Here is a 22,076-nt window from a genome sequence, read left to right on the forward strand (position 1 = left end):
AAACTTTTATTCAAAATAATTTTTATCTTGTGCAGACGGCCAGTACTTTTTATTTTCTGTGCCATCAGAGACCTCCCAAAAATCACTAAATATACAAAAAAGTGACTGAGTTCTAACATCAGTCACTCTTTAAAACTAAACATTCAAAACCTTATTTAGAAATTCTTTGGTTCGTTTGTTTTGTGGATTACTAAAAATTTCGTTTGGAGTGCCTTCTTCCATGATATAACCGTCCGCCATAAAAATTACGCGATCGGCTACTTCCTTGGCAAAGCCCATCTCATGCGTAACTACAATCATGGTCATCCCGTCTTTTGCTAAGTCTTTCATTACCGCAAGCACATCTCCAACCATCTCGGGATCAAGCGCCGAAGTTGGCTCATCAAACAGTATCATATCCGGTTTCATTGCTAATGTTCTCGCGATCGCAACCCGCTGCTTTTGACCTCCGGACAGTGACTTGGGATTAGCATCAAACTTGTCTTCCAATCCTACCCTTTTCAACAAATCTTTTGCCTCAACTTTGGCATCCTGCTTGTTTAGCTTTCCCAATTCAACCGGCGAAAGCATCACATTCTCCCCCACGGTTAAGTTGTTAAACAAATTAAAATGTTGAAACACCATTCCAATTTTTTCGCGGACATGGTTCATATTAATCTTTGCATCGTTTAAATCGTGACCATCGACAATTATTTGACCAGCGGTGGGTTCTTCCAATTTATTTAACGTTCGAAGAAAGGTGCTCTTACCAGATCCAGATGGGCCAATCATAACCACCACTTCATTTTCTTGGACAGTTAAGTCTAGTCCTTTTAGAACTTCATTTGTTCCGTATGATTTTTGTAATTGATTTACCTGAATTTTAGCACTCATGATTTCATCCTCCGTTCAACCCATTTTGATAGCCACGTCAGAAGCGTAATGATTATTAAGTAGATCAGGGCTACCATGGTCCAAATTTTAAATCCTTCTAAGTTTCTAGCAATTATAATTTTACCGGTTTGTGTCAGTTCCAAAATACCAATAATCGACAGAATTGACGTGTCTTTCAGGGTAATAATGAATTGATTAATAAATGAAGGAACCATTATTTTCAATCCCTGCGGTAAAATAACGCGGCGCATGGCCTTCCCATATGGTAACCCTAGTGAACGGGCCGCTTCCATTTGTCCATCATCGACAGCTTCAATACCACCTTTAACAAAAGCAGCGGTATATGCACCTTCGTTCAAGGTTAGTGTAATAATCCCCGCGATGAAAGCCGGAATTTTTTCACCAAGCAAATTGGGAACACCAGTATAAATAAACAAAGCTAAAACAAGTAAAGGTAGTCCTCTAAAAACGTAAATAACTGTTGTTGAAAAGCCATTCGCCAATTTATTCGGCACGACACCCAATAGACCGATTAAAACTCCAAATATTGTTGCAAAAATGATTGAAAGCACGGTCAAAATAATTGTTTGGCCTAAGCCACCCATTAATGCGTCCTTGTTTTGATTCCAAAGATCAACAAAGGTATTTTGAGATTTGTCCTTCTTTTCGGAAGCCATCGCTGAGGCACCCAAATATTTTGTAACAATCTTTTCGTATTGCCCGTTGGCCTTAATTTCTTTTAAACCGGCATTAAATTTTTTTAGAAGTTCTTGATTTTTACCACGTTTAACGGCAAATCCATAGTAACCACCTTCTGCCGGTTTTGTAACAATTTTTAACTTTGCACCAGTTTTTATCGCATATTGCATAACAGGTTGATCTTCAAAACAGGCGACGGAATTTCCGGTTGAGACATCATCATACATGTTATTTGAATCATCGAAAGTTACGGTCGTAAAACCGTATTTTTTCTGAATACTTTTAGCGTAATCTCCCGCAGCCGTTCCAGTTTTTATCGCCACCCGCTTCCCTTTTAAATCACTATAAGATTTGATTGACGAATTCTTTGCAACCGCCATAACTACGCCGGTCTTGAAGTATGAGTCTGAAAAATCCATTTTTTGTTTACGCTCGTTTGTGATGGTTGTACCCGCAATCATTCCATCAATTTGGCCCGCATCAAGTGCTTGAACCGCGGCGTTAAATCCGATTGGTTTAATGTCCACTTTAAACCCTTCGTTTTTTGCAATTGTCTTCATGATATCGATATCAATTCCAACGTATTTATTTTGATCATTGGCAAACTCAAAGGGTGGGTATGTAACATCCGTTCCAATTTCGTATACCTTTTCAGCAGCATTCACATTAACAGGCTTGCTAAAAGCTAATCCCATTATAAAAATCACACCACAGATGATACTTAATAATCCAATTCTTGCTCTCTTCATGGCGCCCTCCGTCCATGTTATAAAATATAACATTAAAAATTAAAATAAATATATCATATTTTTTTAATTTTGAGAAGCATTAACTAATATTACAAAAAAGAGGCCGTGTAAATAAACACGAACCTCTGAATAGATCTATTTTAAATTAGAATACAATTAATCAATAATTCGACGCCAGACTTGGAAGCTGTGTTTGGGGGCGGCCTCCGTTTTATCTACCAATTTTTCTGAAACTAGTTTAAAAATTTTTTCCGGAATTGCTGGTGCAAAAACATCGCAATTGTAATCACCATCTACACGAGTAACTAATAATTCATCCGCGTATTTCAAAAGATGATTATACAAAAACGCCCCACCAATCACGTAGTACTTGTTTTCAGAGTGATTATCAGTGATCTTTTCTAGTTCTTCAAAAGAACTGACCCCTACAATCCCATTCGGTAGGGTGTCTGTGTGATGCGTTAAAACGATGTTGTCACGATTAGGTAGCGGTTTTCCAATCGAATTAAAAGTTTTTCTTCCCATAACGACCGTATTTCCGGTTGTTGTTTTTTTAAAAAACAGCATATCGTCTGGAATTTTCCAGGGAATTGTTTGTGACTTGCCAATTCCGTGCTTTGAATCTTCGGCCCAAATCATTGAAATCAAGATAACATCCTCCTAAAATTTAAACTGCTACGGGAGCCTTAATTGCCGGATAAGGATCATAGCCTTCAATCGCGATGTCTTCTGGCTCATAGTCAAAAATACTATCATGGACATTATTGAATTTTAGTTTGGGTGTTGCATGTGGTGTTCGAGTAAGCTGCTCTTTTACTTGTTCAATATGATTCGAATAAATGTGCGCATCGCCTAAGGTATGCACAAATTCACCAACTTCAAGTCCCGTTGCCTTTGCAATCAAAGACGTTAGCAAAGCATAGCTCGCAATGTTAAAAGGAACTCCTAAGAAAATATCACCACTACGCTGATACAACTGACAGCTTAATTTGCCATCGGCAACATAAAATTGAAACAACGTATGACATGGTGGTAGAGCTGCAGTTGGTACATCTTCTGGATTCCAAGCGGTAACGATCATGCGCCTTGAATCAGGATTATTCTTAATCATTTCAATTACGTCTGAAATTTGATCAATCGTTTCACCCGTGCTCGTTTTCCAAGCCCGCCATTGTTTACCGTAGACATTACCTAAATCGCCATATTTCTGTGCAAATTGATCATTTTCTAAAATTTGGTTATTGAATCGTTCTTTTTCAATTTTATATAATGCATTAAAATCTGCATCAATTATTGCTCGGTGTCCAAAGTCAGTCATATCTGGGCCCTTATATTCGTCACTCTCAATCCATTTTTTAAAAGCCCACTCATCCCAAATATGGTTATTGTGTTGAAGCAAATATTTAATGTTTGTATCACCCTTTAAAAACCACAACAACTCGCTTTTAATTAGTCCAAATGGTACTCGTTTTGTCGTTAGTAAAGGAAATCCCTCACTTAAATCAAAACGCATTTGATATCCAAAAGTGCTTAGTGTCCCGGTATTAGTCCGATCACCTTTTTGATGCCCATTTTCTAAAACGTATCTTTCTAAATCAAGGTATTGATCTTCAAGCATTATCATTCTCCTATTCTTCAAAACTTTCTAAATACTCCCACCGTTCCATCTTTTCTTCCAGTTGAGCTGATATATCGTTTAATTCTTTTTGTAACTCCGATAGTTTACCATAATCTGCCGAATTTTCGTTCATTTGGTTGCTAACATGCGTAGATTGTCGCTCTAATTGGTCGATTTCAGACTCAATGGTTTGCCACTCTTTTTCTTCAGAATAAGTTCTTTTTTTCTTTTTAATTTGCTCTATTTTAACATTATTTTTTTCAGGAGATTTGGGTTTTGTCGTCGTCGTGCTTTGGCGGTTCAAATAATCACTTATCGACCCCGTAAACTGCTCAATTTGACCGTCGCCATCGAAAATTAGCAGCTGGTCGCTCACTTTATCTAGGAAGTAGCGATCATGTGAAACCGTGATGATGGTTCCTTTGAAACTATTTAAATAACCCTCTAAAACAGTCAGCGTTGCAATATCAAGATCATTAGTTGGTTCGTCCAGAAGTAAAACGTTCGGCTGCTCCATCAAAATTTTAATTAAATATAACCGCCGCTTTTCTCCTCCCGATAACTTTTTAATTAAGCTTCCATGCATAAAGCTTGGAAAGAGGAATTGTTCCAATAAACTGGTCACGCTGACCTTTTCGCCATCTTTGTTGGTAACCTCTTGACCAATTTCCTTCAGATAATTAATCACGCGCTTATCTTCAGGAATTGGTTCCATTTTTTGAGTGTAATACCCAATTTTAACGGTTTCGCCAATATCAATGGTGCCACTTTGGATTGGTAGTAGACCCGCAATTGCATTTAAAAACGATGACTTTCCAGCTCCATTTGCTCCAGTAATGCCAATTCGGTCGCCAGCTTGAATTAGTTTTGAAAAATTGTTTGTAATCTGATGTTTCCCGACCATTAAACTAAGTTGGTTGATTTCGATTACCTTTTTTCCTAAACGCTGTTGAGTAAGTCCGATTTCAATGTTTTGCTCCACTTCTTTAGGAGCGTGCACTGACTGATCTAATTTTTCAAAGTTATTAATTCGAGCCTGTTGTTTAGTTCCACGAGCTTGTGGTCCACGTTTCATCCACTCTAACTCTTGCTTGTATAATTTATATTCCTTTTGCTTGCTAGCCTCATTTTGCTGCTCACGAAGCGCCTTTTGTTCAACATATTTTTGATAGTTACCTTCATATTCAATTAACTCGCCAAAGCTAAGTTCCCAGATTCGGTTAGTTACCCTATCCAAAAAGTAGCGATCATGTGTAACAAGCAATAATGATCCCTTATAATCAGCTAAATATTTTTCCAGCCATTCAATTGAATCAAAGTCTAAATGATTAGTTGGCTCGTCTAAAATCAATAAATCAGCCGGTTCCAACAACGCCTGAGCCAAGGCAACTCGTTTAACCTGACCACCCGAGAGTTCATTGATGTTCGAATCCAACATATCAACATGTAATTGAGTTAGTATAGTTTTAATATTACTCTCAGTATTCCACGCATCCAATTGGTTCATTTCGTTTTCCAATTTAGAAAATTTTTCAAAAAGCCCATCGGCTGTTGGATCAGCCGTATACTTCTCCAAAATTTCTTCATAACGCTTAATTACCTGAAAAACGCGTAAATCACCGCTGTATATAAAATCACGCACGGTTTTAAACTGACTAATTTCTTCGCTTTGTTTCAAGTAAGCAATTCGATAATCATTGGGAGTCTCAATTTGTCCTGAATCGGCCGGATCAATATTCGAAATTGCATTGAGTAGATTGGTCTTTCCAGAGCCATTTGTTCCAATTAAACCGATACGATCACGTTCATTAATCACAAAATCGATTGATTTAAAAAGCTTTTTTTCGCCATATGTTTTGGTTAACTGCTTACCTTTTAATATTTTCATGCTCGACTATCTTTCTGTATTGTATTTGCTAATTTTAATAATTGCGTATGCTCGTTTTGAACTTGATCATTAATGATCATTTCTTTAATTCTATTTAAAATTATTCCCATTTCTGGACCTGGTTTAACGACTCCAGCTTTAATTAAGTCTTTTCCAGTAATTGCGACTTCATTTGCGTTCTTTACTTGAAGTTGACTGTAGACTGTCATCCATTTTGTTTGATCTTTCCCTAAAATTCCGGAAACTTGAATGGCATTTTGAACGTTAATTTTTCCCGCTTTAAATAGGCGCATACGATCCACTTTTACATCATTTTGCATTTCTAAAACTGAAGTGGTTGCAATTACACTTTTAATTACATCATTTGAAGTTTTCCATTGTTTTAAAAAGCTCGTGATTTGAGTCTGGTCGATTTCTAATAACCAAGTAATCAAAGTCCAAACCTGCTCTTCATTTGCTAGTTGATTAAGCTTTAAATCAGTTAGTTTTCTTAATTTGTTTTTCTGATTCTTAAAACCTGGACAATACTCGCTTAGTCCCGTTCCCAGCATATCAATTAAACCACGATTTGGATTTTGACCAAGCATCATTTTTTGAAACTCTACGAGGGTTCTTTCAACCGATATTTTAGCCAAAAGATAATTATTTTCACTGATAGCACTCAGCGTTTGCTTATTGATTACAAAATCTAATTGGCTTGCAAAACGAACCGCTCGCATCATTCGTAATGCATCTTCATGGAAACGCTCATGCGGATCGCCAACAGCTTTGATTATTTTTTTATTTAAATCATCAACACCATCAAAAATATCGATAATCGTTCGATCTTCTCGTAAGGCCAACGCATTAATTGTAAAATCGCGACGCATCAGATCTTCTTTTAGCGATCTGACAAAGGTTACCTTATCTGGACGGCGAAAATCTTGATAACCACTTTCAGTTCTAAACGTGGTTACTTCATATCCATTTCCATCATGAATTACCATAACCGTGCCATGCTCAATTCCAGTATCAATTGTTTTTTTAAAAATTTGTTTTATTTCTGCAGGATACGCGCTGGAAGCAATATCGACATCATGAATTTTCTTATTTAAAAGCGTATCACGTACGCTTCCACCAACAAAGTATGCTTCATAACCCGCGTTTTCAATTTGTTGTAAAACGGTTCGAGCATCTTCAAACTCTTGGGGCATTTTTTCTATTTGCACCATTCTCACATCCATTCTACTTTTAATATTAACAGAATTAAGTCTTGTTTTGAAAAGGAACTTACCGCCTATGGTATGATTATTTCAGACATGTTAGAAATATAAGGAGGTTCATTATGCAAAAAGATGAATCTGTTCGCTTCTTAGATTTTATAATGATTACATTGGGATGTTCTTTATACGGTTTAGGACTTGCAGTTGTTAACATTCCTAATAACTTGGCTGAGGGTGGCGTTACTGGTATTACCTTAATTATCCGAGCACTATTGGGCGTCGACCCGGCCCTCTCAACCATTTTAATTAACATACCGTTAATTTTCATTGGTTATCGTTTTTTGGGTAAACGAGCTTTAATTTACACTATATTCGGGACTTTTGCACTTTCGTTTTGGTTATACGTTTGGCAACGAGTACCAATTGCATTAAATATTCACCATGATATGTTTATTGCTGGTATTTTAGCCGGAATTGCTGGTGGATTAGGAAGTGGTTTGGTTTATCGCTTCGGCGGTACAACCGGCGGTACCGACGTTGTTGCTCGAATTCTAGAGAAACGCCGTGGAATTCCAATGGGACATACCTTATTTGCCCTTGACGCCGTTGTTTTAACCATCTCACTATGCTATATCGATGTCTTACACATGATGTATACGCTACTGGCCGCGTACGTCTTCTCACGCTTGGTTTCACTTACTCAAGTTGGTGCATATGCTGGCCACGGTTTACTGATTATTAGCAGTAAAAATCATGAAATTGCCGACGCGTTGATGGATGAATTAGAACGAGGCGCAAGCTATCTTCATATGTCAGGAGCATATTCAAAAGAAGAACGCGACATGGTCTATTGCGTGATTGGACCGAATGAATTAAATGTGGCGAAACGCATTATCGATCGAATCGACCCCCACGCATTCACTTCCGTTATCGACGTTCACGAAGCAATTGGCGAAGGTTTCACGTACGATTCACCAAGTTCTAGCAATAAAATTAGACTTTAAAAAACATGGGACTTTTGCCTTAAGTAATGAATGGCAAAATCCCATGTTTTTGTTTTTATTTAATTAAAAAACCGTTAAGTCAGAGTACATTGGTGGTAAAATGTCAAAATTATAAGTTGCTAATTCATCAATTTTTTTACCATTGAAAAAGGCAGTATGACTACGAGCAAGCATTAAATTAATCTTATTCGTATCGTCAAATTGAACCAATACAACCGGCGTGCCATGTTCAAAGGCCGTTCCGATCTCAAACACGGTTCCAGGATCTGAAATAACTTCTTTATCTTGCGTTGTATAGTCTAGAATTGCAACAACAATGTCTGCCTTCCGAACTTGGCGTACATCAGTCTCAAACACGCCTACTTGCCATTTAAAGCTTCCAAACTCTTCTTCCTCGTACTGGTGATCCATTGGAACAAAGATTCCTTCTGAGTCAATCGTTGAGTTTTTTTTCAAAAGCTCCTCAACTTTTCGAACTCGTTCAATCTGTAAATCACTAAAAAAAGGTGCTGCCAAATATACGGTATTTGCCATTATCTCTAACCACTCCTTCAACTTATGTGTAACTACTATAACATAAAATTCAGTAATCTTAGAGTAAAGCTTTCAATTCTTCAACCGAAATTTGACCTAAGGCATTTTTATCAATGGCATAAAAATAGTTACCGTTTACGTCTTTCCCAACAACCGCAAAAACGGTTCGTTCATTAAAGCTAGTTAAAATTATGATCGAGTACATTTTTGAAATGATATTTTTCATTGTTTCCTGTTGGTGAACGAAATCTTGTTGATTAAATTCCTGAAAGTCAGTAATTACATCAGCCTTAAAATGATTTTTTCGCATCACTTCAACCATTTTTTTATTAAACTTTGGCGACCATTTTTTAATCTTAAATTCTTCACTTAAATTATTAATAGCCTTGTTCCTCCAATTGCTCTAATTCATCTTGCATACTAACATCTGTAGGTACTAATTTAACGTATCTACGGATAACATCCACTGCTTGCTCCAGTTGCCCATTTTCCCGCAAGAAGTGGTAATAATCGTTCAAAAAGTTAGGACTATCCTGCAAGTCAGTAAATGCAGGTTCGAAATATGCCTTGGCATTTTTAAAATCGTCTTTCTTCCAAAATGCTAAAGCGATATTCCAATTCAGTTGTGCATCTGTTATTTCTTGATTTGCAAAGTTCAACACATCATCATAGCGACCTAATCTATTATAAAAATCAGTGATTCGAATTAAAGTCTCCGTATTTTCTGGAGCAAGTTCAACAGCCTCTGACAGATATTTTTCCACCAGTTCGTCATCATGGGCGTGTTCAGCCATTTCTGCCGCTTGAAGGTATAATTCAGGATTGTATTGATCAACCGCTAGCCCCTCTTGCGCAGCAGTCAGTCCTTTATCCCATTGTTCATCTTTGCCATATGCAGTAATCAAGTACGGATAGGCGCTACTGTACGTTGGATCTTGTTCAATTACTTTTTCAAGAACTTCTTGAGCTTTTTCATTTTCATCAATTTGTAGATACGTAATTCCTTCTTGCATTAAAATATCGGATGTTAGATCTTCTTCGTGAATTTGTTCGAAATAAGCAATGGCTTTTTCAAACTTACCATAGGAAGCGTACGATACTGCCAATCTTTCAACAACGTTAATTTGAGAAATACTGGAGATTCCACTCTTAATCAGTGCTAAATAATATTTAACTGCCTTGGAGTAGTCTTGCGTCGTATAATATAACTCGCCCAACGCCAATAGAATGGCTGGCTCTTTTGGTGAGATTTTAACGGCCTCTTTTAACTTTTCTTCGGAGACTTCGTACAATTCTTCTGTTTGATACAAATCTGCTTGAACCATTAAAGAAGAAAGATAAAAATCGGAATCAGGGCGTACTTTATTTAAGTCAGCCAAAGCCTTATCATTTTCTCCCTGATCGACCAAAATTTCGGCACTTAATACTAGCAATTCATCGTCATCAGGATATTCTTTAAGAAGTTTTTCATATATTCGAAGCGCCTTACCATCAAAGCCGAGCGCAAATAATTCACCCGCAAGATTGTATAGTGTTTCATCATCATCTTTTCTTAAAGCCCAGCTGTAGAGTCGATTTGATTCTTCAATCTGTCCGGATTCTAATGCTTCCAATGCTTTTTGTGAATATGACATGTTATTATCCATAATTATTTTACAGGGCAAACAAAAAGCCAGCATAACAATAAGCCATGCTGACTAAAGTTCAGAAATCCGCTTATTTAACGGCGTCCTTCAATGCCTTACCAGGCTTAAATGCAGGAACCTTACTTGCTGCGATTTCGATTTCTTTACCAGTTTGTGGGTTACGGCCCTTACGAGCTGCACGATTACGTACTTCAAAAGTACCAAAACCGATCAATTGAACTTTTTCGCCCTTCTTCAAGTCGTCTTGAACTGAGCTAAATACAGCGTCAACTGCTGCAGTTGCATCCTTCTTGGTTAAACCAGTTTTCTTTGCAACGTTATCAACTAATTCTGCTTTGTTTGCCATGTAATTCACCTCCTGAAAATTAATTATCAAAACTAAAATGTTTTGTCATTTCTGAAAGGATCAAAAATGTTGAAACAATAATCTGATATTATTTCAACTTGAAATATATCACACAAACGCTGATGTGACAAGCTTTTTTACCCTTTTGCTATCTTTTGAAGGATAAAAATACTTATTTTCTTCTTCGTTCGATTAAATGAACGGGTGTCCCCTCAAAATCAAATGCTTCACGAATCTTATTTTCTAAAAATCGTTCATACGAAAAATGCATTAAATCGGGGTCATTAACAAAGATTACGAATGTTGGTGGCTCAGTGCTAACTTGCGTACCGTAGTACACTCTCAAACGTTTTCCGTTCTCGCTTGGAGTTGGATTCACAGCAATCGCGTCCATTAAAACATCGTTCAACGCAGAAGATTGAATCCGACGGCGATGATTATGGTCCACCTTTTTAATTAATTCGGGAAGTTGCGATAGTCTTTGCTTTGTAACAGCCGAAACAAAAATAATTGGCGCATAACTCAAGTAGGCGAATTCTTGACGAATTGCCTGTTCAAAGTTAGATAAACTATGATTATCTTTTTTCAAGGTATCCCATTTATTGACGACAATTATGATACCGCGGCCTGCCTCGTGTGCATACCCGGCAATCCGCTTATCTTGTTCGCGAATTCCCTCTTCAGCGTTTAAAACGACTAATACGACGTTACTGTTATCAATCGCCTTCATCGCACGCATCACACTGTAACGTTCGGTATTTTCATAAATTTTACCTTTTTTGCGCATTCCGGCCGTATCAACCATGACAAATTCGTCATCACCATCCGTAAATCTTGTGTCGATGGCATCGCGCGTTGTTCCGGCAATATCTGAAACAATCACCCGATGTTCACCTAGAATAGCGTTAACCAAAGATGATTTCCCAACGTTTGGCCGACCAATCAAACTAAATCGAATCGCATCATCTTCTTCATTTGCTTGATCTTCGGGGAATTTAGAAATTATCTCATCTAACAAGTCTCCAAGACCTAGTCCATGACTTCCTGAAATTGGAAACGGTTCACCAAAACCAAGACTATAGAAATCATAAATATCTTGTCTTAATTCAGGGTTGTCCACCTTATTTACGGCTAAAATAACCGGTTTATCCGCCTTGTACAGGATTTTAGCAACGACTTCATCGGCATCGCTAACGCCTTCTCGAGCGCTGACAAGGAAGACGATAACGTCCGCCTCATCGATTGCTAATTCAGCTTGATCACGAATTTCCTCTAAAAATGGCTCATCACCAATTTGAATCCCACCCGTATCAATTAAATTAAAATTATGTCCTAACCACTCGCTATGAGTGTAAATTCTATCTCTTGTGACACCGGGAGTATCTTCCACAATTGAAATTCTCTCTCCCGCAATTCTGTTAAAAATAGTTGATTTTCCGACATTAGGGCGACCAACTATTGCTACTGTTGGGTTACTCATTTTTAGCCCCCTTTCTTTCCAAAGAAAAAGGTCTTGGACAGACTATCATTCTCCGCCAAGGCCTCTCTAACTGAGTTGATAGGCATAATTTAGCACAGAAACATGTTAAATTATTAATCCTAACAATTGTAATTATTTATTTGAATCGTCTAAGCTTTTACCAATAATATCACCCAAAGTGAAACCAGTTGTCTCTTCAGGCATATCCTTGCTAAAATCTGCAGCAGGTGCGGCAGGCTTCTTTTCACTCTTAGGAGCTTCTTCTAAAGCTTTAATTGACAATGCCAAACGACGTTCTTCTGGATGAACTTCAAGAACTTTAACTTTAATGTCTTGTCCTTCTTCCAAAACATCTGCCGGCGTTGCAATATGCTTGTGAGAAATTTGTGAAATATGAACTAAACCTTCTACTCCAGGGAACACTTCAACAAAGGCACCAAAGTCTGTTAGACGTTTAACTTTACCATCTAAAACAGCACCTTCTGGAGCTTTTTCAGCGATATCATCCCAAGGACCAGGTTGAGTTTGCTTGATTGAAAGTGAAACACGTTCCTTTTCAGGATCCACTGAAAGGACCTTAACTTGGACTTCTTCGCCTGCTTTAAGAACGTCAGATGGTTTTTCAACGCGTTCATACGAAATTTCTGAAATATGAACAAGTCCGTCGATTCCACCAAGATCCACAAAGGCACCAAAGTTTGTTAAACGTGCAACTTTACCAGTTACAACATCGCCTTCTTTTAGAGAAGCAAGTACTTCGCCGCGTTTTTCTTCACGTTCAGCGTTTAAAACAGCCTTGTGTGAAAGAATTAAACGGTTGTCTTCGGGTTTAACTTCAATAATTTGAACTTTAAGAGTTTGTCCCTTATAAGCATTAAGATCATCCACAAAGCGGTTTTCAATCATTGAAGCTGGAATAAATCCACGAACACCAGCGTCAACAACTAATCCACCTTTAACAACTTGAGTTACAGGAACATCAAGAGTTTCATTATTTGCAGCTTTTTCTTCAATATCTTTCCATACTTTACGGGCTAATAGACGCTTGCGTGAAAGAAGGTAACTTCCACCTTCTTTGTCATCTCCAATTCTAGAAATAACAACAAGTTCTAATTCATCACCAACTTTTACTTCATCGTTGATGTTGTCGATGTGTTGAGTTGAAAGTTCGCGTAAAGGTACGACACCTTCTACACCAGCTCCTTGAATTCCAACGATCACTTGACGATCGTCATCAATATCCAATACTTCACCGGTAACTACATCACCAACTTTTACTTCTTCAACGCTATTAATTGCGTTGAGTAAATCACTGTTTTGATTAACATCATTTTCGGCCATCCGAATAATCCCCCTTTTACAGCACTTATACATATATGATATCGAAAAACTCCTCTAATTGCTAGTAATAGTTATCACTTTCTCATTGAGACGCTATCAACGATTTCTAAGATCTTATTTACTACGTCGTCAATGGTCATTGAAGTTGTATCTACCTCTACCGCGTCCGCGGCCTTCGTAAGTGGAGAAATCTTTCGAGTTGAATCTTTTTGGTCTCGAATTTCAATTTCTTTTTTTAGCTGATCGAGACTAACATTCATTCCCTTAGCTAAATTTTCTTTGTAGCGCCGTTCAGCACGCTCATCTACGCTAGCAATCAAAAAAATTTTAACTTCAGCTTTGGGTAGCACGGATGAACCGATGTCACGACCGTCCATAACGATTCCACCGTCGCTTGCAAGCTGACGTTGCCAATCTGTCAAAACTTCACGGACCCGCTTTTGAGCGGCAACTGTTGAAACCAAGTTAGTAACGTTTGTTTGACGAATCTTTTCTGTGACTTCCGTTCCGTCCAAAAACACTTTTTGAACGGGGTCCCCTGGCTTAAAGGTGATTTTAGTATCATCCAGCATTTTACCAATTTTAATTTCATCGTTAACGTCGATACCATTTTCCATTGCTTTCAGCGTCACTGCACGATACATTGCACCCGTATCGCAATAAACGTATTGTAAATCTTTTGCCACAATTTTTGCAACAGTACTTTTTCCTGCAGAAGCGGGACCATCGATTGCAATTTGATATTTTTCATTCATATAATTAATAACGTCCCTTTTTATTATTTAACTCGCAATTGTTGTCCTGGTTTAATATCCGAACCACTTGATAGTCCATTTAATTCCATCAATTTTTGGACACTAATTCCATTATTTACGGCCACTCGGTATAATCCTTGTCCCGATTGCACGGTTGCATAAGAGTTACCCTGTGCGGAATTATTATCACTTACTGATGATGAAGATGAAATAACGGCACTTGAGCTGCTCGTTTCAACCGAAGAGGTTTCGGCAGCACTTGAACTTGTGGCACTTGAACTTGTTTCAGAAGATTTAGATTTTGCTGAACTAGACTCTGAACTCTTGCTACTTGCCTTAGAAGATTTCTTCTTATCCGATTTCTCTTTGCTAGTAGAAGACTTAGCAACTTGAGTCGTAGTTGTGTTTGCCGTCTTTTGTTGAAAATCTTGTCGTTGGGTCATGTAATATGCTAGCGATGCAATTGCTAAAATAATAATTACCCAAATTAGAGAGCCCATTAAATTTTTGGGACCCCGTTTCTTTTTATGAAACTGTCCTCGACCTGCAGCACTCGAAGCATCAGATTTCGGCGAACCTTGATTCTCGTCTGGTGTTTGATCATCTTTTAAGCTGTCGTCTTTTTTTTCGCTCATGTTTAATCCTCCCAAATACATACCAATAAAATGTATTTTACAATATTTTTTTTTGAATGACTACGAAAAATCGCCTATCTGTCGGCAAAAATTTTATTTAAGCGTTCCTTCCAGGGTTCAATTTCAGGTTTCCTAACGTTATGCGTATCTGTATCAATTCTAATCCCCAATTTTTCAAAGTGATCAATTGACCCACAACATTGATCTTGATGTCCATCGAATTGCTCATCAAAGTATTCTAATAACACTTTTCGATGACATTCCTTTTCGTGAATAAGACGGAGCATCGATCCAATTTGAAAATTATTTTGTTTACTTTGTTTTTCAAATAAAGCTTTTAATTCGGTATTCGTTAATCCATAATCCCGATAATATTTTATTAAACTTTTTTGCTCATCATTCAAGTTTTCAGCCAATTGGTCGGACACTAGTGCTTCCGTACTGGGAACTGAAAAGCTATTTAAAATTGATGGAATTGCTTCATCCCCTGGGGTATATAGCATGATTGCGACACTTTGTTGTCCATCTCGTCCGGCCCGCCCAAGCTCTTGAACATAACTTTCAACGTCGCCGGGCATATGGTAGTGAATAACAAATCTGATATCAGGTTTGTCGATCCCCATTCCAAATGCGCTAGTAGCACAAATTACATTTAGTTGATTATGTTGAAATTGACTTTGAACTTGGAATCGATCAATCGTACTCATTCCTGCATGGTACGGAGCTGAATTGAGATTTAAATTATTATTAATCATGTCACTAACTTGATTAGCAACTTTACGACTTGAAAAATAAATAATTCCGGATCCTGGCAACTCTTCGAGAATATCCAGTAACAGCTCGTCCTTATCATTTCTTGTCTCAGCTTCCAAAAAGTCTAAATAAATGTTTTTTCTATCAACTGATCCAACATATTCGGTATAACTTCTTACCTCAAGGTACTTGATAATCTCTAGCCGTGTTTCTCGACTTGCGGTGGCCGTTAACATCAGTATTAAGGGATTTCCTAGTTGTTTGCGAGCTTGTCCAACTCGTAAATAATCTGGACGAAACGATTTTCCCCATTGGACCACACAATGCGCCTCATCGACCACAAAAAGACTAATTTTGATTTGCTGTAATGCTTGTTTTACATCTTCTCTTTGTAAGCTTTCAGGCGACATAAATACAAATTTATATTTATGTAAATTTTTAAGAACTTGATATTGGTCACTATACCGCACTTGGGATGTTATTTCTGCCACACGTCTTTCGCCACTAAGTCTTAGTCGATTAATTTGATCTTTAATTAACGAAAGCAAAGGCGAAACAATAACCACTGTCCCCTTTGCTAAAAAGCCATACATTTGATAGATAAGCGTTTTACCAGCACCCGTTGGTAAAACTGCTAACGTATTTTTATCGTCCAGGAGCTGTCGAAGTACTTCTAATTGACCGGGTTTGAATTTTGAGAATCCAAATTGAGTATTTAATTGTTGATAAATATCTTTATCTGAAACTTCTATCATTTTGTAAATCCTTAATTTTTTTAATTTGAATTAATCTAAAATCAAAAAAAGTTAATCGAGAGTCAAATTTTTGTGCGTCCTCAAATTTCCAAGTTTCGGGCCTTCCCGGAAGTTCAAAAGACATTATTGTAAATTTTTCATATGGAAATTGGTCTTTTAAAATTGCAACCGTTAAAATATGCTCCTTAACGGTGTTCTCCTTAATATTTTTAACCTTTGCAACTTGTTGTATCGACATTCCCTTTTGTAGTAATTTCCAAGATTGTAATACACTGTCTGGTAAAATACTCTCTCGCAATAAAGGTCTTATTAAATCAAAGAGGGGATAAATTTCTTTTGATAAGATCACATCGAATATCTTTTTAAAGATTATTCGCAGTTTCAGTTCTGTTTGAAATTGAGTTAGATTTAAGTTTCTGGCTAATTGAGCAATTGTCATTCCAGAATCAGCATGGTTGGGTAAATAATTAATAAATAGATCTGCATCTTGATCGCTTAATTCACTCAGAACATTTTTAAGAGCATCTTTGTATGCCAATACCATCTTTCGATTCTCAACAAAATCACCCTTCAAACTTTTAAACCATCTTTTGACCAAGAAATTGATTCGATTATCATCATTTATCGGAACATAAAGGCTGTTTTTAAAACTCAATTCTGACATTACTTGTGATGATAGTAAAAATAAGTCGAGGGCCTCGTCCAATTTTAATTCTAGCGCGTTCGATGAAAGGTCACCCAGGGAAATTTGCTTTTGTTGCCCCGCATTAGTTAAAAAAATTTTATCATCTTGGGTTATCAATAGTCCTAATTTATTTGCTTCTTTAACCATCTTTAAAAATTGAGTCTGATCGATTTGTTTCCACAGATCAATGTAACTCAACATCTCATAATTCAATCCCCAAAATAGAGACGAAACCGTTTCTTTTCCAACCATCAGATTAATCAATACTTTTGGGCGTCTCCCCTGATTAACATCAAAAAATGATAATACATCTTCTGGGATCATTTGTTTTCAATTTGGCGTTTCAAACGATTAACCTCGTTGACTTTAAGTGCACGCCATTTTCCAGATTGAACGCCATCAATAGTCAAAAAGGAATAGCTATCCCGACGTAGTTTTGCTACAGGGTGACCGATTGCCATAAACATATTTTTCACTTGGTGATTTCTACCTTCATGAATGGTAAGTTGTACTAAAGATGTCTTTTTTTCGTCATCAGTGCTGATTAGTTTTGCCTTTGCCTTAGCGGTCTTTTTATGGTCAATTACGATTCCGTTTTCAAGCTTTTTAAGATCAGCACCATTCACGATACCCTTTACCTTTGCAGTATAGTTCTTTTCAAACTTAAATTTGGGGTGTGTCAGTCCATTCGCTAGAGCACCATCGTTCGTCATTAAAACTGCCCCCGATGTATCGTAATCCAGTCTTCCTACTGGATAAATGCGTTCCGTTACATCTGGGAAAAAGTCCATTACTGTTTTTCGATTTTTATCATCGCGGGCAGAAGTAATAACTCCGCGTGGTTTGTTTAATAGAAAATACACAACCTTCTCACGCTGAACAGGAACCCCATCGACTTCAATTTCATCATGGTTAGAAACCTTCGTACCTAATTGCTTAATAACCTCACCATTAACTCGAACATGCCCTTCACTAATGAGCTTTTCTGATTTTCTGCGAGACGCTACACCAGCTTCCGCCATAACTTTTTGCAATCTTTCTTCCATTAATTTTCTCCATCATTTATATTCATTTTCGACTCGAACTCTTTTAAAAATAAGTCCTCTTCTTGATCCTGATCACTTGAAACTGAGTTTTCCAACTTTGGTAACTCATCAATATTTTTCAATCCGAAGTAATCTAGAAACTCCGCGGTTGTTGCATATGTTTTAGGTCGACCGGGCTCGTTTAAACGCCCAGCAACCTTAATTAGGTTTCTTAAAACTAAATTTTGGATTGTTGTACCGCTATGCACCCCCCGAACCTCATCAATTTCAATCCGGGTAATTGGTTGACGATAAGCAATAATTGCTAGAATTTCCAAAGCGGCAGCTGAAAGACCTGATCTGTTAGATTGATCAAAATATTTTTTTAAAACTTTAGACAGCTCAGGTTTAGTCACTAATTTATACGTGCCACCCGTTTGAATTAACATTAAAGCCGTTCGTTTATCTTTCGCATATCGCTCAGCTAGATCGTCTAATATGGTTGAAATCGCAGGCCGAGCATAGCCAGTAATCTCTGCAAGACTTTCAACTGACACTCCTTCAGAACCTACGATAAAAAGAAGTGCCTCAACTTGTTGTTCATTGTTCATTAAACTTCACCCAACTTAACTTTTATCGATTGTTCAGATGCCTCTTGCTCTAGTAAAATTTGATGGTTTTTAGCAAGTTCTAAAATTGCCATAAAGGTTGTTACGATTAATTCCTTATCTGCCTGGAATTTGAATAGGTCCTCAAAAAGACACGTCCCTAGCTCCTGAAGTTTTGCTTTTATTTCAATAATTCGCTCTTCAATTGAAATTCCTTCGGCACGAACCTTTTTAAACGCTGGTTCCATCAATGCCTGACGCGCTAAAACCTTTTGCAAGGCTCCTTGCAGATCATCAACTGTAATCCCCGGTGCTAACCGAGATGACGTTGACGGATCTTCATCCATCGCAGGTCGAGAAAAAGATTTTTGACGATCGTTTTCCAATAATTTCAGTTCTTCAGAAGCTTCCTTAAAAATTTGATATTCAAGTAGACGATCGACTAAATCAGTTCTTGGATCATCTTCTTCAATTAATTCTTCGTCATTTGGTAATAGCATTTTCCCTTTAATTTCAGTTAATTTAGCAGCCATTACTAAGTATTCTCCCGCAATATTCAGTAATAGTAACTTTTGTGAGTGTAGATATTCCAAATATTGGCTGGTTATTTCTGAAATTTTGATATCATAAATGCTCATTTTTGATTGACGAATTAGGTGCAGTAACAAGTCTAACGGTCCTTCGAACTCATCGAGTTTTACACTGGGTAAGTTATACGCTTTAGTCTTCATTTACCTGCCCCATTTCAAAACGTTCAATAATTGCGCTTGTTTTTAAGGATCCCATTATCCGACGATCAGGATAGATCGATTTTAAAGAACGTATTATTTCATTTTCATTAAAAACTGTCTCTTCGTTAGCAATAAAAGCCATCCGTTCAATGACCAAACAGTCCTCTTCTAGAATAATCATAACAATTCCAATATAGGTACCATTTCTACGTTCTAAGTAAATTTGCCGATTTTTTTTACTAAATCGCCCCAATACCAGTTGAACGACCTCAATCGTATTGAACTCCTTAACCATTGAAAGAAGCCCCATTGCAATTTGCTTTTTTGATTCAGAATACTTTACTAACATACTGCTCCTTAATAACTTATGCTCTTGGATGATACTTATCATACACATCGACCAACCGTTGACGTGTGATATGTGTATAAATTTGAGTTGTTGAAATGTCCGCATGTCCTAATAGCTCTTGTACAATCCTTAAATCAGCGCCATTTTCAAGTAAATGCGTTGCAAATGAATGTCGAAGAGTATGCGGTGTTATATTTTTTTCAATCCCAGCCTTTTTAACCTGATTTTTTAAGTTTTTCCAAACTCCTTGTCGAGTTAGTGGCCTTCCGTGCTGATTCAAAAATATCTCATTATAATTTTTATTTCCTAACAATTCTTGCCGAGCACCATTAATGTAACGATTAAGCCACTTTATTGCAACATCTCCAATTGGAATAATCCTCTTCTTATTTCCTTTTCCGAGAGTCTCGATTAATCCCATTTCCAAATGTAGTTCATTTAAATTTAGAGAAATTAATTCACTAACCCGTAAACCGGTCGCATACATCACTTCTAAGATCGTCCGATCCCTGATCCCAAGAGGTTCATTCGTATTCGGAACTTGAAGTAATTTTTCAACTTCCGCCGTTGTAAGAACCGAGGGAAGATGATGTGCACTTTTAGGCGGATCTATATTAGTCATCGGATCAAATTCAATTTGTTCAGTAATCAATAAATACTTAAAAAATTTTCTCAAACTCGAAATTGTATGAATTGAAGAGCTTCTCGCTCGACCAGCTTTTTTTAAATCGTTTAGATAATCTAAAATAGTATAGCGATCAACATCCGTTATATTTTCAATACTAACTTGATTTAAATAATCTGCTAGTCTTTTTAATTCCTGACGATAGCTAATGATTGTATTATCTGACAAACCCCTCTCAACTTTTAGAGAATGGAGATAATCATTTATCAGATCATTCATCTCCTACTTCTCCTTTAGGAAAATTCCATCAGCCGTTTGCTTAATTACGCCTGCTTTTAAAAGATGTCCTAAAGCCATTTTAAAACGACCTTTGCTAATGCCAAACTGTTTCTTAATTGACTCAGGGTTACTTTTATCGTTAAACGGCAATGATTTTTCGGTGGTATGCTCTACCATTGCTAAAATCATCGCTGCATCATCGCCCAGAGCTTCATAATTTCGTGGCTTTAAGGACAAGTTCAGCGTCCCATCTGGATGAACACCGATTACACGAGCATTTAATTGTTCCCCGAGACGTGGTTCACGATCCCTCTCAGAAGCGTGGATGAAGCCCAGATTAAAATTAGTTGTCAGTACTAAAGTTCCAGCCATCTTTAACCTGAAAGCCGTGGCTTTTACGTTTTTATTAACCATCGACTTCGAAGCACGAACTGAAATAGCTTTAAAGACTTCAGAATCCGCAGGGTGAGCCCACATTCGCTCTTTTTTATCAACTGATAAATACACTAAAATTTGATCACCAGAATGTGGCCAAATGCTAGTTTCGGTTGGTAATTCATCAAGTGAAATCACAACGTCCTTGTCTGGTAATCCGACATCCACAAAAACACCTAAATCTTTTCGTGTTTTAACCACAGTCCCCCAACCGTACTTTCCTGAAGTAGCTTTTGGTTGAACCCGCGTCATTTGTCGTTCGTGATTAGCATTTTCATACACAAAGCCACCAAATAAACTTCCATTTTTAAGAGGCTTTTTAATTTCTTTTTTATCTAACTTATAGGTTAAGCCATCTTCTAGCTGAACAAAATAAAAATTGCTATTCTCATCGATAACCTTACCTTTTGCAACTTGTCCTAATAATGTACTCATTTTTTCACCCATTTATTTAATTTGAATTTGAAGAAGCTGAATAATAATATATGCAATTCCCGATGCAATAATTGGTCCTGCAGCGATACCATTCATAAATACCACACCGATGATGGTTCCCATAACTAACGCAACGGTCACTTCGGGACTTGCCGATAAGAAACCTACACCTTGATACGAAAGCAATGATACCAAGATTCCACAGGCAACCGCAATCCAACCGACCGGTGATTTAAAGGCACTTATTAGATCCATGATTCCAACCCTACCAGTAGCAATCGGAATTAAAATCGTAATTGAAATCAGCGTTACACCCCAATTAATTCCTTGTTTCTCAATAAGAGGAAAAAGACGTTGTGAATATGGCAATATTTTTAAAATTAAGACGACAACCGCCGCAATAATCAAGGATTGATTTTTCCCCAAAAAAGCGACCACTAAAATCCCAATTAAAAATAACCAGCTCTCCATTTTAATTCCTCCTGCACTTGGTTTACATAAAACCATTATAAGCGAAATTTACTCGTTTTGCATTAACATTAGCGAATCAAAACAATTAAAACGTTTCATTGCAAAGAAACACCGTTGCCCATAAAAAAAGGGCTGTACAATATTTGGTGTGATAG

The 22,076-nt window shown here is 37.3% G+C and carries 24 protein-coding genes; 1 reads left to right on the top strand and 23 read right to left on the bottom strand.

Going from position 1 to position 22,076, the window contains the following annotated elements; translation table 11 throughout:
- Positions 1-135: 135 nt before the first annotated feature.
- The 6 genes from IV81_RS07130 to IV81_RS07155 all read right to left on the bottom strand — a co-directional run bounded on the left by IV81_RS07130 (position 136) and on the right by IV81_RS07155 (position 7,038).
- Positions 136-873 (bottom strand): amino acid ABC transporter ATP-binding protein, encoded by a 738-nt coding sequence (locus IV81_RS07130; protein ID WP_057803716.1) that lies wholly within the window; start codon positions 871-873, stop codon positions 136-138.
- Positions 870-2,267 carry an amino acid ABC transporter substrate-binding protein/permease gene (locus IV81_RS07135; RefSeq protein WP_236696849.1) on the bottom strand — a complete coding sequence of 466 codons (1,398 nt, stop codon included), beginning with the start codon at positions 2,265-2,267 and terminating at the stop codon, positions 870-872. Before IV81_RS07135 ends, IV81_RS07130 begins: the two co-directional genes overlap by 4 nt.
- 210 nt (positions 2,268-2,477) lie before the next feature.
- On the bottom strand, positions 2,478-2,960 hold the full coding sequence (locus tag IV81_RS07140) for a dihydrofolate reductase (protein WP_057803758.1): 483 nt from the start codon (positions 2,958-2,960) through the stop codon (positions 2,478-2,480).
- 28 nt (positions 2,961-2,988) lie between these two features.
- On the bottom strand, positions 2,989-3,939 hold the full coding sequence (locus tag IV81_RS07145; protein ID WP_057803719.1) for a thymidylate synthase: 951 nt from the start codon (positions 3,937-3,939) through the stop codon (positions 2,989-2,991).
- Positions 3,940-3,949: 10 nt separating this feature from the next.
- On the bottom strand, positions 3,950-5,827 hold the full coding sequence (abc-f, locus tag IV81_RS07150) for a ribosomal protection-like ABC-F family protein (protein WP_057803721.1): 1,878 nt from the start codon (positions 5,825-5,827) through the stop codon (positions 3,950-3,952).
- Positions 5,824-7,038, bottom strand: coding sequence for a CCA tRNA nucleotidyltransferase (locus tag IV81_RS07155; RefSeq protein ID WP_057803723.1), 1,215 nt, complete (start codon positions 7,036-7,038; stop codon positions 5,824-5,826). Before IV81_RS07155 ends, abc-f begins: the two co-directional genes overlap by 4 nt.
- A gap of 113 nt (positions 7,039-7,151) precedes the next feature.
- On the opposite strand from IV81_RS07155, the gene IV81_RS07160 reads away from it, so the two are divergent.
- The gene (locus tag IV81_RS07160; protein ID WP_057803725.1) at positions 7,152-8,033 is read left to right on the top strand and encodes a YitT family protein; all 882 of its coding nucleotides are present in this window, start codon (positions 7,152-7,154) and stop codon (positions 8,031-8,033) included.
- 63 nt (positions 8,034-8,096) lie between these two features.
- Here the strand turns inward: IV81_RS07160 and IV81_RS07165 are convergent, their stop codons facing one another.
- The 17 genes from IV81_RS07165 to IV81_RS07245 all read right to left on the bottom strand — a co-directional run bounded on the left by IV81_RS07165 (position 8,097) and on the right by IV81_RS07245 (position 21,921).
- On the bottom strand, positions 8,097-8,567 hold the full coding sequence (locus IV81_RS07165) for a nucleoside 2-deoxyribosyltransferase (protein WP_057803726.1): 471 nt from the start codon (positions 8,565-8,567) through the stop codon (positions 8,097-8,099).
- Positions 8,568-8,625: 58 nt separating this feature from the next.
- The gene (locus IV81_RS07170; protein ID WP_236696848.1) at positions 8,626-8,877 is read right to left on the bottom strand and encodes a hypothetical protein; all 252 of its coding nucleotides are present in this window, start codon (positions 8,875-8,877) and stop codon (positions 8,626-8,628) included.
- 67 nt (positions 8,878-8,944) lie between these two features.
- A complete protein-coding gene (locus tag IV81_RS07175; protein WP_338045634.1) occupies positions 8,945-10,201 on the bottom strand; it encodes a tetratricopeptide repeat protein in 1,257 nt (418 codons plus the stop codon).
- Between the two features lie 82 nt (positions 10,202-10,283).
- Complete coding sequence (locus IV81_RS07180) at positions 10,284-10,559, bottom strand: HU family DNA-binding protein (protein ID WP_057803732.1); 276 nt, start codon at positions 10,557-10,559, stop codon at positions 10,284-10,286.
- Positions 10,560-10,731: 172 nt separating this feature from the next.
- Positions 10,732-12,039 carry a ribosome biogenesis GTPase Der gene (gene der, locus IV81_RS07185; RefSeq protein WP_057803734.1) on the bottom strand — a complete coding sequence of 436 codons (1,308 nt, stop codon included), beginning with the start codon at positions 12,037-12,039 and terminating at the stop codon, positions 10,732-10,734.
- A gap of 132 nt (positions 12,040-12,171) precedes the next feature.
- Positions 12,172-13,380: a 30S ribosomal protein S1 gene (gene rpsA, locus IV81_RS07190; RefSeq protein ID WP_057803736.1), complete on the bottom strand. Its 1,209-nt coding sequence runs from the start codon at positions 13,378-13,380 to the stop codon at positions 12,172-12,174.
- 74 nt (positions 13,381-13,454) lie between these two features.
- Positions 13,455-14,135 carry a (d)CMP kinase gene (cmk, locus tag IV81_RS07195; protein WP_057803738.1) on the bottom strand — a complete coding sequence of 227 codons (681 nt, stop codon included), beginning with the start codon at positions 14,133-14,135 and terminating at the stop codon, positions 13,455-13,457.
- A 23-nt stretch (positions 14,136-14,158) separates the two neighbouring features.
- Positions 14,159-14,770, bottom strand: a complete 612-nt coding sequence (locus IV81_RS07200) for a LysM peptidoglycan-binding domain-containing protein (protein ID WP_057803740.1) — start codon at positions 14,768-14,770, stop codon at positions 14,159-14,161.
- 74 nt (positions 14,771-14,844) lie between these two features.
- On the bottom strand, positions 14,845-16,278 hold the full coding sequence (locus IV81_RS07205) for a RecQ family ATP-dependent DNA helicase (RefSeq protein WP_083484700.1): 1,434 nt from the start codon (positions 16,276-16,278) through the stop codon (positions 14,845-14,847).
- Complete coding sequence (locus tag IV81_RS07210) at positions 16,259-17,227, bottom strand: helix-turn-helix domain-containing protein (RefSeq protein ID WP_162257322.1); 969 nt, start codon at positions 17,225-17,227, stop codon at positions 16,259-16,261. Before IV81_RS07210 ends, IV81_RS07205 begins: the two co-directional genes overlap by 20 nt.
- A 56-nt stretch (positions 17,228-17,283) precedes the next feature.
- Entirely contained in the window at positions 17,284-18,009 is a 726-nt protein-coding gene (locus IV81_RS07215) for a pseudouridine synthase (RefSeq protein WP_057803744.1), read from the bottom strand.
- Positions 18,009-18,599 (bottom strand): SMC-Scp complex subunit ScpB, encoded by a 591-nt coding sequence (scpB, locus tag IV81_RS07220; protein ID WP_057803746.1) that lies wholly within the window; start codon positions 18,597-18,599, stop codon positions 18,009-18,011. The genes IV81_RS07215 and scpB overlap by 1 nt, the downstream gene beginning before the upstream one ends.
- Positions 18,599-19,327 (bottom strand): segregation and condensation protein A, encoded by a 729-nt coding sequence (locus IV81_RS07225; RefSeq protein ID WP_057803748.1) that lies wholly within the window; start codon positions 19,325-19,327, stop codon positions 18,599-18,601. Before IV81_RS07225 ends, scpB begins: the two co-directional genes overlap by 1 nt.
- A complete protein-coding gene (locus IV81_RS07230; RefSeq protein WP_057803749.1) occupies positions 19,317-19,676 on the bottom strand; it encodes a hypothetical protein in 360 nt (119 codons plus the stop codon). Before IV81_RS07230 ends, IV81_RS07225 begins: the two co-directional genes overlap by 11 nt.
- Before the next feature lie 16 nt (positions 19,677-19,692).
- Complete coding sequence (gene xerD / locus IV81_RS07235; protein ID WP_057803751.1) at positions 19,693-20,580, bottom strand: site-specific tyrosine recombinase XerD; 888 nt, start codon at positions 20,578-20,580, stop codon at positions 19,693-19,695.
- Between the two features lie 3 nt (positions 20,581-20,583).
- The gene (locus IV81_RS07240; protein ID WP_057803752.1) at positions 20,584-21,450 is read right to left on the bottom strand and encodes a CvfB family protein; all 867 of its coding nucleotides are present in this window, start codon (positions 21,448-21,450) and stop codon (positions 20,584-20,586) included.
- Between the two features lie 12 nt (positions 21,451-21,462).
- Positions 21,463-21,921 (bottom strand): DUF441 domain-containing protein, encoded by a 459-nt coding sequence (locus IV81_RS07245; RefSeq protein WP_057803754.1) that lies wholly within the window; start codon positions 21,919-21,921, stop codon positions 21,463-21,465.
- Positions 21,922-22,076 lie beyond the last annotated feature (155 nt).

This window comes from Pediococcus stilesii, from assembly GCF_001437075.1.
In the GTDB taxonomy this organism is placed as follows: Bacteria; Bacillota; Bacilli; order Lactobacillales; family Lactobacillaceae; genus Pediococcus; species Pediococcus stilesii.